Source organism: Pedobacter sp. UBA5917 (assembly GCF_002432345.1).
In the GTDB taxonomy this organism is placed as follows: Bacteria; Bacteroidota; Bacteroidia; order Sphingobacteriales; family Sphingobacteriaceae; genus Pedobacter.
On sequence record NZ_DJDT01000224.1, the window covers coordinates 1 to 14019 of the forward strand.

General features: G+C 39.0%; 15 protein-coding genes. 3 read left to right on the forward strand and 12 right to left on the reverse strand.

Annotated elements, in window-relative coordinates:
* Positions 1–132: 132 nt before the first annotated feature.
* Positions 133–1074, forward strand: a complete 942-nt coding sequence (locus tag B2V92_RS15010) for a cation diffusion facilitator family transporter (protein ID WP_293309531.1) — start codon at positions 133–135, stop codon at positions 1072–1074.
* A gap of 408 nt (positions 1075–1482) precedes the next feature.
* Here the strand turns inward: B2V92_RS15010 and B2V92_RS15015 are convergent, their stop codons facing one another.
* From B2V92_RS15015 to B2V92_RS15060, 10 genes are all read right to left on the reverse strand, one after another.
* Entirely contained in the window at positions 1483–2856 is a 1374-nt protein-coding gene (locus tag B2V92_RS15015) for an NAD-dependent succinate-semialdehyde dehydrogenase (RefSeq protein WP_293309533.1), read from the reverse strand.
* Positions 2857–2910: 54 nt separating this feature from the next.
* Positions 2911–4056: a PAS domain-containing sensor histidine kinase gene (locus B2V92_RS15020; RefSeq protein ID WP_293309536.1), complete on the reverse strand. Its 1146-nt coding sequence runs from the start codon at positions 4054–4056 to the stop codon at positions 2911–2913.
* Positions 4057–4152: 96 nt separating this feature from the next.
* Positions 4153–5328, reverse strand: coding sequence for a DUF3095 domain-containing protein (locus B2V92_RS15025; protein ID WP_293309538.1), 1176 nt, complete (start codon positions 5326–5328; stop codon positions 4153–4155).
* A gap of 74 nt (positions 5329–5402) precedes the next feature.
* Entirely contained in the window at positions 5403–5897 is a 495-nt protein-coding gene (locus B2V92_RS15030; RefSeq protein ID WP_293309540.1) for an RICIN domain-containing protein, read from the reverse strand.
* Between the two features lie 37 nt (positions 5898–5934).
* Positions 5935–6132: a hypothetical protein gene (locus tag B2V92_RS15035; protein ID WP_293309542.1), complete on the reverse strand. Its 198-nt coding sequence runs from the start codon at positions 6130–6132 to the stop codon at positions 5935–5937.
* Between the two features lie 103 nt (positions 6133–6235).
* A complete protein-coding gene (locus B2V92_RS15040) occupies positions 6236–6556 on the reverse strand; it encodes a hypothetical protein (RefSeq protein WP_293309544.1) in 321 nt (106 codons plus the stop codon).
* A 263-nt stretch (positions 6557–6819) separates the two neighbouring features.
* Positions 6820–7116, reverse strand: a complete 297-nt coding sequence (locus B2V92_RS15045) for a Dabb family protein (protein ID WP_293309546.1) — start codon at positions 7114–7116, stop codon at positions 6820–6822.
* Positions 7117–7166: 50 nt separating this feature from the next.
* Positions 7167–9863 carry a DNA ligase D gene (gene ligD, locus B2V92_RS15050; RefSeq protein WP_293309548.1) on the reverse strand — a complete coding sequence of 899 codons (2697 nt, stop codon included), beginning with the start codon at positions 9861–9863 and terminating at the stop codon, positions 7167–7169.
* A gap of 10 nt (positions 9864–9873) precedes the next feature.
* The gene (locus B2V92_RS15055; RefSeq protein ID WP_293309550.1) at positions 9874–10047 is read right to left on the reverse strand and encodes a DUF3606 domain-containing protein; all 174 of its coding nucleotides are present in this window, start codon (positions 10045–10047) and stop codon (positions 9874–9876) included.
* A 107-nt stretch (positions 10048–10154) separates the two neighbouring features.
* Complete coding sequence (locus B2V92_RS15060) at positions 10155–11279, reverse strand: glycosyltransferase family 87 protein (protein WP_293309552.1); 1125 nt, start codon at positions 11277–11279, stop codon at positions 10155–10157.
* Between the two features lie 380 nt (positions 11280–11659).
* On the opposite strand from B2V92_RS15060, the gene B2V92_RS15065 reads away from it, so the two are divergent.
* Positions 11660–11881 (forward strand): DUF3606 domain-containing protein, encoded by a 222-nt coding sequence (locus tag B2V92_RS15065; RefSeq protein WP_293309554.1) that lies wholly within the window; start codon positions 11660–11662, stop codon positions 11879–11881.
* Positions 11882–11888: 7 nt separating this feature from the next.
* Positions 11889–12086 (forward strand): hypothetical protein, encoded by a 198-nt coding sequence (locus tag B2V92_RS15070; protein WP_293309556.1) that lies wholly within the window; start codon positions 11889–11891, stop codon positions 12084–12086.
* A gap of 1 nt (position 12087) precedes the next feature.
* Here B2V92_RS15070 and B2V92_RS15075 read toward each other — a convergent pair whose 3' ends face one another.
* The gene (locus B2V92_RS15075; protein WP_293309558.1) at positions 12088–13191 is read right to left on the reverse strand and encodes a serine hydrolase domain-containing protein; all 1104 of its coding nucleotides are present in this window, start codon (positions 13189–13191) and stop codon (positions 12088–12090) included.
* Between the two features lie 108 nt (positions 13192–13299).
* Positions 13300–13761 carry a VOC family protein gene (locus tag B2V92_RS15080; protein ID WP_293309560.1) on the reverse strand — a complete coding sequence of 154 codons (462 nt, stop codon included), beginning with the start codon at positions 13759–13761 and terminating at the stop codon, positions 13300–13302.
* Positions 13762–14019: the final 258 nt, after the last annotated feature.

The window sequence follows — 14019 nt, forward strand, 5'->3', positions numbered from 1 at the left end:
CACTACGGTCGAAATGACGGATTTTGTAAAAAAACTCCGTGTTTTCCGTGCACCCGTGACTGTTCATATCGTTTTAAAACCAAATCACCTTAAAACCGTTTAAGAAATAAATCCTTTACATTTCTTAAACTTATGGCAAGAGCCAACAATTCTATCTATAGCGCTTTAGCCGCCAATTTATTAATCGCAGTAACCAAATTTATTGCCGGAGCCTTTACCAACAGCTCATCCATGATTGCCGAGGGTATCCACTCCACAGTTGATACCAGTAACCAGCTTTTATTACTTTACGGCTTAAAAAGAAGTGTAAAACCACCTGATAAATCGCGGCCATTTGGTTATGGTAAAGAACTGTATTTCTGGTCGTTCATTGTATCCATCATGATTTTTGGTTTAGGTGGCGTAGTTTCTATCTCACAGGGCATTGCACATATCCGCCATCCTGAAATTTTGGGAAATCCCACATGGAATTATGTAGTACTGGGTTTATCACTCATATTCGAAGGTACTTCGCTGATTATTGCGATGAAAGAATTTAACAAAACACGCAAAGGCCTGCCCTGGTGGAAAGCGATTATCAAAAGTAAAGATCCATCTGGCTTTTTGGTGCTGTTCGAAGATGGTGCAGCTGTTTTAGGCCTGTTGATTGTTTTTATTTTTATGGTACTCAGCCATAACTTAAACTTACCATTTTTAGATGGACTGGCTTCTGTACTGGTGGGCACCCTACTCATTTTTGTATCGTTTATATTGGCGAGGGAAAGCCGCAGTTTGTTAATGGGCGAAGGTTTAACCTCAGAAACCCAGCAGAAAATAAAAGATCTTGCAGAAAACGATCAGGATGTAATTACGGTAACCAGTATCCTATCCCAATATCAATCGCCTAAGGAGGTACTGCTGGTACTCATTCTTACCTTTAAAGCCGAGTTAAATACCACCGATTTAACCAATGCCATCGATCGCTTACGGGATAAAATAAAGTCGGAATATAATGTGATCAAATTTGTAATTATCCAGCCACAATCGGCCGATGTAGCGGAGAATGATTTTAGTAAGGATATTTATCTGGAATAAAGTGATGGCATTTTTTAACCGCAAAGTTCGCGGAGCGCGACGCAAAGCACGTTAGGCCGTCATTCTGAACTTGTTTCAGAATCCTTAGGGTTAAAAGATCCTTCGACTACGCTCAGGATGACAAACGGGAAGAAAGCAAATATTAAAAAAAAACGTCATCGCGACCGGAGCAACGCGGAATGGAGAGATCTATCTAGAGGTAGATTTAGCTTCGTTGAGCCTTCGGATTCTCCACTACGGTCGAAATGATAGTATTTAGGTAGATGGGGTAGCAAAAGATCCTTCGACTACGCTCAGGATGATAGCCTAATAAAAAGCCATAGCAGGTTAGTTATGGTATTGGTTATTGAAAATTGATCATTGGTTATTAAATCTCACCATCTTCCATCATCCATTTTCCATCTTCCATCACTTTACATACACCGTTTTAATATTTACAAATTCGTGGATGCCGAACATACCCAATTCGCGGCCGTAACCCGATTGGTTAATGCCACCAAAAGGCAAGGCCGGGTCTGATTTAACACCTTCGTTTACAAAACAGGAGCCTGCAGCGAGTTTATTACGGGCAATGTCTTCTGCCAATGCTGCATTTTCGGTAAAAACAGCTGCTCCCAATCCGAAGTTGGTATCGTTGGCTATGCGGATGGCATCTTCCGTATCTTCAGCAGCAATAATCGCTGCAACCGGGCCAAATATCTCCTCATCATAAGCCAGAACACCTTTTTTCACTTCGGTTAAAATAGTTGGCTGATAATAAGCATGTTTTCCTTCTGCAGCAGGAATCTGACCACCCAATATGCATTTTGCGCCCTGTTTTATGCTTTTTAAAACCTGTTGGTGCAGCTCATCACGAAGTTCGGCCCTGGCCATTGGGCCTAAATCGGTTTTATTCGCTAGTGGATCTCCTGTTGTTTTACTTTCCATTTCGGCTTTAAACAACGAAGTAAATTTTTCGAGCACAGGCTTAACCACAATAAACCGTTTTGCAGCAATACAACTTTGGCCGTTATTGATCAACCTGGCCTCTGCACATACTTTGGCAGCCTTTTCAAGATCAGCATCTTCAAGTATGAGATAAGGATCACTCCCTCCAAGTTCCAAAACTGTTTTTTTAAGGTGTTTGCCTGCCTGTTCGGCTACTTTTTTACCTGCATCGGTACTTCCCGTTAGCGTTACAGCCTTGATGTAAGGATGTTCTATTACTTTTGGTATCGCTTTACTGCTACAGATCAGTGTTTTAAATACATTGGCCGGAAAACCGGCATCTACAATCGCCTTTTCTATTTCGATGGCGCAACCGGTAACACCCGATGAATGTTTTAAAACACCACAGTTACCGGCCATTAATGCGGGGGCTATAAAACGGAATACCTGCCAAAATGGGAAATTCCAGGGCATAATGGCCAGCACTACGCCTATTGGCTGAAAACTTACATAACTTTTTGAAGCACTTGTACTGATAGTTTGATCGGCAAGAAATTCAGCGCCATTTTTAGCATAATATTCGCAAACAGAGGCACATTTTAATACTTCTGCAATGCCGGCTTTTAAAGGTTTGCCCATTTCTAAGGCCATTAATTTAGCCAGTTGATCTTTACGTTCGGTTAAAAGTTTAGAAAGCCCGAGCAACAACTTTGCCCTTACTTTAAAATCTGTTTTCCTATAACTTAACCAAGCTTTATGCGCCTGATCGATTTTCTGGTTGATTGATTCTTCAGTATCTTCCTTGTAAGTTTTTATAATTTCCCCGTTAACGGGATTTATAGATGAAATGCTCATTCTGGATTAACAAATTGCGTTTAGGGATTGTGTTTTTTATTTTAAAATGATCCTTTAAGAAACCAGCGGAATATAGAAATGAAAGGTAGATCCCTCTCCATAAATACTTTCTGCCCATATTTTACCATCATGCAGGTCGATAATCTCTGCACTAAGGTATAAACCAATTCCGAAGCCCGAAATGGTCCTCGTTTCCAGACTTTCTACACGGTAAAAACGGTCAAAAAGTTTTTCCAGGTCTTCCTCCCGGATACCTATTCCATGATCAATCACCCTAACATATACCATATCGTCAACAATTTCAGATTCGACCACCACGGTACTGCCCAGTTCCGAATATTTGATGGCATTACTGATCAGATTGGAAATAACGGATGCTATTTTTTCGCGGTCAGCATTAACGACCTTAGGTTCGCCTTCGATAAAGTGGATCTGATAAGCAGAATGAACCAGGCGGACATCCTCAACCACATCACAGATCAGTTTGTCGATATCAAAGTCTGACCTGATCAATTGGATTTTTCCGGATTCCAACCTCGATACATTTAAAAAAGAACCGATCATCGTACTCATCTTGCGGATCTGCTTTTGAACTTTTTCTAAAGTATTGACCATGAAACTATCTGTAACTGCCCTTTTTTGCATCAATTGAACATAGGCACTGATAGAAGTTAAAGGCGTTTTAAGCTCATGGCTTACCATGCTGATAAAATCATGCTTCTGCTGATCTTCCTTTATACTGATCATCAACTGCTCCTGATCGAGGGCTTCGCGCTGCAGTTCGGTTTCTCTGATCGCCTTTTTGGCATAAACCATGTCGGTAACATCACTCGCCGTATGCAGGATGCAATAAGGCAGGCCCGATTCATCTTTTATGGGCCTGTATTCGTAACTATAATAAGCTGTTTGCAGTTTTCCATCTTTCATGGTTTCGGCGGCGATTGCATCTCCTTTATCCGTGATGCCCGTTAGCAGCACATTTTTTAACATATTGATAAAGGGTTGTCCTTTTAACTCGGGCACCGCTTCTTCCAAAGGCTTACCGATAATGGAGCGGTCTTTTCCCCAAAAGGCAATCATGGCATCGTTGGCCATCTCTATAATGATATTTTCGGAAGTATAAATGGCTGTTGCATCTTTCGACAGGGCGAGTACATTTAACAGTTGATCGCTGCTTAGAATCTTAGAGTGGCTAGACATGTATATATTGGAGATTAAATTGCTTATCGTGATTTTACCTTAAAACATATCAGGTATATAAGATACAAGCAGCAGCATTAAATGTTTGGGATTTTGTTAAATGTTATTGTCGATATTCATTTTATCCCTAATTTTTTGCTTCAATACACCTGCGGCCTGGGTATAACCTCCTTCGGCACCATCTACAAAATGGATATGATCATCCTCCAGATCCCTTACATAACACGACATTACAGATTCGCCACTCACATATAATCCGTACAAAATCTCTTGTCTGACCTCCATTGTATCCAATTCTTTCTGCATGGCCAAACGCTGTTGCGCTGTTCCTGTAATAACGGTATTAATCCGACCATCAATCACGAGGGTATCAGACATGGCCACGAGCTGTTTAAGGTATTTCTGTCCACTCTCCGTTCTGAAATAGATGTAGCCATAAATATTAATGAACCACGATTTGATCAGTTCAAATATTTTGATCTTTCCTAAACGGTGTTTCATTTCCTTCCCCAAACTGTTAAAACTTGTTTTGAAGATCAATTTGGAAACCGAAATGGGTTGGCGTTCTTCTGGTGCACCATAAATCTTGTCGAGGCAATGGATTACCTGACTAAACACAGCTGCCTGTTTTTCAAAATCTTCGGCAACAACAATCAATGTTACAATTTCTTCGCTGTTTTCAGGTGGTTCAATCTTATCCCACCGGCATTGCATTCCGCTTAAATCAATTTCTTCACCAGCAGTATCGTGACCTGACAAGAGGTAATCTTTACCTTTGATCAGTTTTTCGGCATAATCCAAACCATCGCCCAGTACAATCGGAATTGAAAACGTTTCAGAGCTGCTAAACCTGCTGATACGAAGCGTATGGTCTTGTGCATAAATCTCATCAACAGGCACTATGCCAACCCTTAAATCGAGATTGAAATTATCCTGGGTGGTATTTTTATATTTCAGCAACGATTTCATTACCTCATCAACAATCCCCGGCGGAACAATAAAAGTTGCACCGTCGCCCCCAAAGAAAAAAGGTACCGAAATGCTGGCCTTGAAAGCAATATTGAGCACGGCCACAATACTTCCTGTAGCAATAAGGTTTACATTTTCGTGCAAACCTGCATTAACCGCCGCAGTAGAACTTTTAATGTCGGTAATAATCACGTGCCAATCTGCAGGTATATCCTCAAATAACTGTTTTTCAGTCAATAATTGGTATAGCGGAATCTTATTTAGGGGCAGATTGGAAAAAAAATGATCTTCGTTATTTAACATAATCCGGTTTAGAACAAACTAATATACGTATTCCGGAAAGATGTGTGTTTCATAATTCAAGATTACTACCAGTTCTACATGGTCGGCGATTGTTCATAAATCGTCCACTGTTGTTCTTTAGTCTTCGTTTTCTTAGCAAGGATAATGGCCGAATTTGTGGCTCCTTTTTTATCTTCGGGCGTAACATAAAGTTCGGTTCCTTTAAGCCTGATCAGGTAAATATCTTTCCCGGCAGGTTCAAATTCATACTGCTGACTTGCGTTACCTGGATTTAAGGGCTGCTCTTCCAAAGCGATATCGCTTTCTTTGGGCTGAAATGTTTTTCCGGTAAAGAGATTTTTCAATTGATAGGTATTCCCTTCTACTGGGATGAAATTCCAGGTCATACATTTCCAGTTCTGCGGATCGTAGGCCACCAGAGGCGTTCCATTTTTTGCACTGGCATCTTTAACGCGCAATAACATACCGGTAAGCACATTTTTAATGGCATAATTCCCCTTGATTGTTTGGGCAAAAACAGCTTGGTTTACAAGTAAGGCAAAGCCTAAGGCTATAAGAAAGTTTCTCATAACACTAATATAACCAATTTGTTAACCTAATAAAGAATTAAAGAATAATCAGTATGGTGCCTGACTTGAGCAGCTTAAAGTAATAATGGTATTCGCCATGGCGGTTTACTTTTTCTATTTCACAAACTTTACCTGATTTTCCATATTCATCAGCGAGTAAATCGCCAATTTTAATGCTATCTAAAAGATTTACATTGATTGAGGCTCTTTTAATTAGTGTAGCGCTTTTTTCCATGAGATTGCGGTTTGACGTACATACGCAATCAAAAAGGCTTTGGTTTTGTAGTACCATAAATTACTTAATAATAAGTAACGAAGATACACAATTGTAGTTTTAATTAGCAATACATTAATTCATAAATCCGCTTCATATACAAAGCCTCATCAATTTTGGTAAAAAACTCGTACCATTCTTCTCTGGTAAATACGAGGCTGATATCGGGAAAAGGTGTTGATAAAATCACAACCTGCTTGCCATCAGGACGGTTTTCGAGATAATCATCGAAATCGAGTTTTTTGGTTGCCACGTAAAAAGCATCAAACTGTTCAAACGTAAAATTCATGAGTACACCCGATCGCCAGATATTTAAGACCTTGCAGTTATTACATTGGGCAATTGTGATGTTTGCATTTTGGGCAAGAACAGTTGTTTTACACATGGCTATAGATTAAATCGTTGCTTGATTTAGCAAATATCATATTATTTAGAATAATTCCAAATAATAAAACTGATTTATTATTTTTCCTGCGCCACCGTCATGCGGAATTTATTTCAGCATCTTTCTTGCAAAATAGACCCTGAAATAAATTCAGGGTGACGACCAGATATTTAAACATATTTATAGAAGAATCTAAGAAGTATATTAAAAATCGAATTTAAACCCGCAAAAAAAAATGCCTCCGGTATTGGAGGCATTTAACACTATTCTGCGTCGTAAATAACAACCTTTTCAAAATAAACCCTAAACTCATCCAGGAAGGCCTTATGTACCGGATGAACCTGGTAAACATCATGTGCTGCAAGATCTTCAAAGAATAGAATCAGACTAAAAGTATAAGTGGTATCTACAACTGCACGCTCAATCGGTGCAGGTACGCCAATATGAAAGGTTTTTACAACTTCAATGTTCTCCAATGTTTGTAAGCCATTGCGGAAAGCAACTTTTTGCTCATCGGTGGTATCGGCTTTAAGCCAGAATAAAACGTGGTGTGCTATCATTTTTTAATTTTTTGCCAAATATAATGAAAGCCTGAAAAGATCATTGCGCTTTATCCAAAAACACTTTTTGCCTTATTAATAGCCTTTTTAAGATCTATCCCCTTGCCCAGCACGCCTTTAAATAAATCCCCTTCGGCCTTTAACCGTTCAACGGCATTAAAAATATTGAAATCTTTCATTTTCAAACCGGGTTTTACCTCATCCCAATGCAAAGGCATAGAAACGGTTGCGCCCGGTTTTGGCCGTAAAGAGTATGGGCAGGCAATGGTTGCCCCTGGCCTGTTCTGTAAAAAATCGAGGTACATTTTCCCTTTCCTTGCCGATACCATCCGCTCCAGAGAGGTATAATCGGGAATCTGTTTATGCACCAGGTTAACCACAAGTTTGGCAAAAAGCTGGCTCTGGTCGTAATCGTATTTGGCGTTTAAAGGAATGTAGATATGCATGCCCGTTGAGCCCGATGTTTTACAATAACCAGGTACACCGATGACATCGAGCACTTTTTTGGTTTCGACGGCAGCTTCCACCACCTGATCGAAAGTGTGTTTATCGGGATCTAAATCGATCACACAATAATCGGGATTATCGGGATGCTGTATGCGGCTAAACCAGGGGTTCATTTCTATACAGCCCAAACTGGCCATCCACAGTAAAGAAGCTTCATCGGTTCCGACCAGGTATTCTTTTTTTTCGCCTTCCCCATTTTCGTATGGAAAGGTTTCGGCCCAATCAGGTGCTTTGCCCTTAACATCTTTCTGGTAAAAACTTGGCCCATGGATGCCGCCCGGAAAACGGTTAAGCGATTGCGGACGATCTTTAAGATAAGGTAAAATATATTCGGCCACCTGATAATAATAATTGAACATGTCTCTTTTTGTCACCTTATCTTCGGGCCAATATACCTTACTTAAATTGGTAAATTTAAGCTCATGGCCTTTTATCTTTCGTACCTGTGTCTCATCCTTTGGATTTAAAAGGGTTTTACGGTCTTTCCCTTTTGGCGGTTTTATCGCTTTTTCATGCTCATCTTTTTCTTTAACCCCATCAATAATCTTACCGGTGGCAGTTTCTTTCTCACGGATTACATCTTTCGCTTTTTTATCATCGCGCATGCCCTGAAAGGAAGGATGACGGAAAACACCATCGTCGGTTACTTCGGTAAAGGCCACTTCGCACACCAATTGCGGTTTTAACCAGGTTGCTTTCGCCTTTGGCGGATTTGGCCTGAACCGCGAAGGTTTATTTACATCGGGTATGCTATCGAACGGACTTTTATCTACAACAAGCGGCTTAAACTGCTCCATCATTGTTTTCTGCATTTTATCCGAAAATCCGGTTCCCACTTTGCCTACATATTGTAATTTTCCCTTCTCATACACCCCCAATAAAAGCGAACTAAAAGCTTTTGAAGTGTCGGCATTTTTAGTGAAACCGGCAATCACCACTTCCTGGCGTTTGTGCACTTTGATTTTTAGCCACTCTTTCGATCTGCGGTCGGAAACATAAGTGCTATCAGTTTTTTTGGCAATGATCCCTTCTAGCCCCATTCTTTGGGCGGCATCAAAAAAGTCGACGCCACTGGCCTTAAATACCTTACCCAAACGTACACGGTCATCATCTGTTGGCAAAACCTCACTTAACACTGCCTGACGCTGATCAAGCGGTAATTCCATCAGGTTTTTACCCTCATACCATAAAATATCAAAAACATAAAAAACAAGTTCTCCGTCCGCTTCACTCCTCCAGTTCTGCAACGAACCAAAGTTGGAAATGCCTTTATCATTCAGCACCAAAATTTCGCCATCGAGCACTGCATTGATTTTCCAATCGTTAAGCAGGTCGTAAATGGGATAAAATTTTTCGTTAAATGATTTATTGTTCCTCGAAAAGATTTCTACTTTTCCTTTATTGATGAATGCCAGGGCACGATAGCCGTCCCATTTTACTTCGTATTGCCAATTTGGGTCATCAAAGGGCTCATCCACAAGTGTGGCGAGCATCGGTTTAATATTTTTGGGAATGGCCGATTTCGGTGCTTTTTTTAAAATGGACTTTACATCAACTTTTCCACCAGCTCCTACCTCCTTTGTTTCTTTTTTATTTTTTATCGCGGGACTTTTTTTCTCGTCCTTTATCTTCTGCTCCTTTCCTTCTTTCCAGACCTTCTCAGATGTTTTTTCCATCTTTTCGATCGTTTTTCCGGAAAGGACCGATTTATCCTGTTTGGTAATATCTTTAACAGAAGCATGATCATCTTTATGTTTGATCAATAACCATCCGTTTTCGCCCATGCCATGGGTTTTAACAAGGGCAAATTCGCCATGAAGTTTCTCTCCGTTCAATTTAATTTTCAGGGAACCTTCTTTTAACTGGTTCAACAGGTGTTTTTCCTGTGCTTTTTTACCTCTAATGCTTTCTATCGGCTCATAAGTACCTTCATCCCAAACAATAACAGTTCCGCCACCATATTCACCCTGTGGAATAATACCTTCAAAATCTTTATAACTGTAGGGATGATCCTCTACCATCATGGCCAAACGTTTGGTTTTCGGATCGGTTGAAGGGCCTTTAGGTACAGCCCAGCTTTTCAAAACACCTTCCATTTCGAGTCTGAAATCATAATGCAAACGCGAGGCATCGTGCTTTTGAATTACAAAATGTAATTTGTTCCGATCACTGCTTTTACCTGATTTAGGTTCTGCCGTTTTTGAGAAATCGCGTTTTGCAACATATTTTTCCAGACTCATAACCAAAGTTTTACTTCTTCAAAAAATCTTCTACAGCCTCTGCAGATGTACCAACTGTTTGTACTGCGGCCTTAAGTTTATCTTTGCTAACGCCAAATTTATTCGACCAATAATCTAGCTCATAACCTTCGTTAATGTTGATCCTACCGCGATCAGCACTACCCGTTTTTTGTTTATCATCCATAATTATTTTTGATTAGACTACAATAAAACAGCCCAATAACGAAAAAGGTTTTAACATCCGTTTTTTAGAACGGGCATTAAAACCTTTAAAAAAATAAAAATTTAAATTTAATCTATTAGCGCAGTAACCATTTCTGGCTCTGTTTCTTCTGCATAGGCAAACCTATTATTTGTAGCATTATAAATAATCCTTAACCATACCAAAAAATAAGGCAAACTAATGATAGCCAATGATAAAGGATGCGATTTGGCAAAAACCGGGAACAATAATAACGGAAAATTACAGGTGATTAAAAGTAAAATGGGCAACAATACCTTTTTCATGGCTTTATTACTTTCTTTTACATACCATATGCCTACGCCAACAATCGGAATAATGAAGGTACAATCTTCTGCACCTGTACTGAACAGTATCGGGAAAATCATTACCGATGATAGGATCAGCAATTGGAATTTGCTTTTTTCGAAACGCGATATATTTATAAAAGGCAACATAAACAATAAAGCACCCAGGCTAAGGAATAAAAAGTTGGATATCTCCTGATCATCTAAAAGCTCCCTAAAGAAACCCATAATGGAAATATCGATCCCCTCGCCCAAAACATTGACCATATTTTTACCCACCAGTGAATTTTTCCAGTCTACGTAACAATGTACCACATAATCAGGCGAAGCCAATAACATAGGCAGTAAGAATATTACTACCGACCATAAAATAAGCCAAAGGATAAAGGCCGGCTTCTTTTTGGCAAAAAAGAAAAATACCAGGCCTACAATGCCATAGAGTTTAATAAAGGTACCGAGTACAATGCTAAGTGCCGACCATATGCCTTTATCTTTATTGAGCAACGTATAGCTTAATATCATTAATGCACCCGCCCCTGCATTAAACTGCTGGTTTAACATCGATTCTATTAAACAGGGAATAGCAATATATCCGATGGTTACTTTTTGATCTTCTGTTAAGGGCAAAGTTTGTATGGCCTTAAAAAGCAGGAAACAGTTAAACAGGTTCCATAACAATAAGCCTACCCAGTTGTGAAAAATGGCAAAAGGTGCAATTAACACGCTAAAAATCGGGCCATAATGGTTGGCATCGTCGTGGTAAGCCGGATAATATGCATAAAGCGAACGCTCGTGCAGTAAATTTCTAAATGTATTTTCGAAAATCAGGTAGTTATTGTAACGATGCGTTGCCCACGAATCTATCACAAAAACCAGGGTAATAAACACCCAAATGGATAATACGAAACGATTATCCTGATAAAATTTTCGACGCGGGGATAGATTGGACACGTCAGTTAGAAAATGATTTAGCATTTGTAAAAAATATATTACAATACAATTATAAAAATGTAAATCGACAAAACCTAATATTTTGTAAAGAAAATATTACTCTTTTAAGGAACAAATGCTGCTTAATGAAATGAGGCTAAATTTGGCCTTTATGCTGTTTTTTAACCAATTCATTGATCAAATAACACCTGAAAGCTAACCATCACTTACATTTCTAATTTTTAGCCATTTTTTTTTGAGATTTTACTGACAAAAGACTAAAACCAAAAGGGATCTTATGCTGTTTCTATGATTATTACTAACCAAAATTCATAAAAATGGAATATCAACTTAATTCGATGAATGCGAGAAAAGAAATTATCGATATCGCAGATGAACAGGACCGCAATTATTGGGCTGCCAGACTGGGCATAAGCACCGAAAAACTTAAATCAGCGGTAAAAGCACTTCATAGTATGGAATTCTCAAAACTGAAGGAATATTTAATGTTGGAAAAAGTGAAATCAGGAAGTACCTATCAACGGTTTGTGAATCAATAGTAATCATATGAACTACGAAAATGAAAGCAAAAATCCGGTAACAGTTGGTCAACCGATTACCGATTGTACACATTTAATAGACTTACCTCCTGTTAAAAGTGTTTTCGACCAAAAAGTAAAGGGTAGCGATGTGAACCATCCAAAAGCCAGCATCAGAACCCTAACCGTATTTTTCCATAAAAATGGTTTGGCTAATCTGCTTTAAATTATTTAAAAAAGGACTGGTACAGACTATTGATGGCTGCGCGGCTAAAATCGGGAAAACCATCGGTATAGGTAGCATTTATTCCATTAGTTATGATTACAAATCCAAATTTTTCTTTTGGATTGAAGAACATGGTACTATACAGGCCATAAGCAGAACCGGTGTGCCCTTTAAACTTTACACCTGGGATCAGCTGATCTGCCGTTCTGATGGCAAAGCCATAACCTTCATCGGCAGTTAATGCCGTTTGCATTTGTTTAGCGCTCTTTTTACTGATAATTTTTACACCATTAGCTGTACCATAGTTCATGTGCATAATCATGTATTTCGCAAGATCGGTTGCCGAAATTTTCATTCCACCCGTTGGCGAAAAAACAGGTGTTGTATACCCCATGATATAGTTTGCTATTTCCGTTCTCCGTGGTGCGTAAGCTGTTGGAGAAGGGGTATAAGTTTTAGTATCAGCATGATATTCGTACAAATGTACAAAACGTGTGCTATCCAAAGAATCAACACAATAATCTGCATATAGCCCTAATGGCTTTATGATATGGTTTTTCACGTAATTATCGAAACGCTCACCCGATTTTTTCTCTATGATGGTACCGATGAGGTTAAAATTGAGGTTACAATAATCAAATTTACTTCCCGGCTGATAATCGTTATAACATTTGGCCCAATCGGGATTTTTATCCGGATTAATTACATCCAGATTTAAATATCCCTGCGAATCGTTTAAACTGGAGGTATGCGACAGAGCCATTTTTAAGGTAATTTTCTGATCTGGAAATTTTGGATTCCTGATTTTAAAACCTACCAGATCACCAAAATCATCATCAAGTGAAATTTTACCTGCCTCTACCAATTGCATAATCGAAGTTGCCGAAAAGGATTTTGAAATGGAAGCAATCCTAAAAATATCCTGATCGGTTAAAGGCACTTTGTTTTCCAGGTCTTTTAAACCAAACGAACGGGTATAAATAATCTTGCCGTTTTTTACTACCGCTACCGAAGCACCAACAGAATTGTATTTTTCCATTACAGCTTTAAAATCGGCCTCAACTTTTTCGTTCTGGGCATTAGATTGATTATATAAAACAATCATCAAAAAGAAAGCTAGAAAATACTTTGGCAGGCGAAGTTTCATAACAATTGGGGATCAAGCCTAAATATAGGATTTGGGCCAGGATTAAGTTAGCAAGTAGTAAAAAATTTACTTCGCATCGTTAACCTCGAGCCAGTGTCCGTCGGGATCTTTAAAATAAATCTGTTTTACACCATCTACGCGGAGGGTTATTCCTTTTTCTTTTCCGGCCCAATCTTCAAAGCTGATGTTTTTGGCATTGAGTTTTTTTACAAAATCATCAACCGAAGGAACGCTGAAGCATAAATGTCCGTTTTTATCAAAAGTTTCGTTGCCTTTTGCACCCTGTATTAAGTGTAATTGCCCTGCCGGACCTAAAGTGAACCAGGTATGGCGGTTATCTTTAAAAGGTTCTGGAATGATTTTAAGGTTAAAAACACTTTCGTAAAAGGTTGTGGCTTTGTTTAAATCGGCTACATAAACGGCAATATGGTTTAAAACAGCAGGTACATTTTCGGTTTTATTCTGCGCCATGGCTTTTTGAAAAATGATAGAAAATAAAATGATGGTGGTTAGGAAGACTTTTTTCATGTTTAAATATCAGTATTATTTTAATAAAAGTTGTTTCAAAAAGAAAAGTCGTCATCTCGACTGGAATTTAGTGGGCAGAAAAGGGATTTAGCGAGACGCTAAGAACAGAACAAAGGTTTACTAGTTTGCGCTCGTTTTCAAACGAGTGCATAAATAACTAGACGATTTTATCGTTTGTAAACGACAAACTATTCAACGCTCGTTAGAAACGAGCGTTAGCAAGGTCTTAGCGAGATTTAGTTTGCGCTCGTTTCCAAA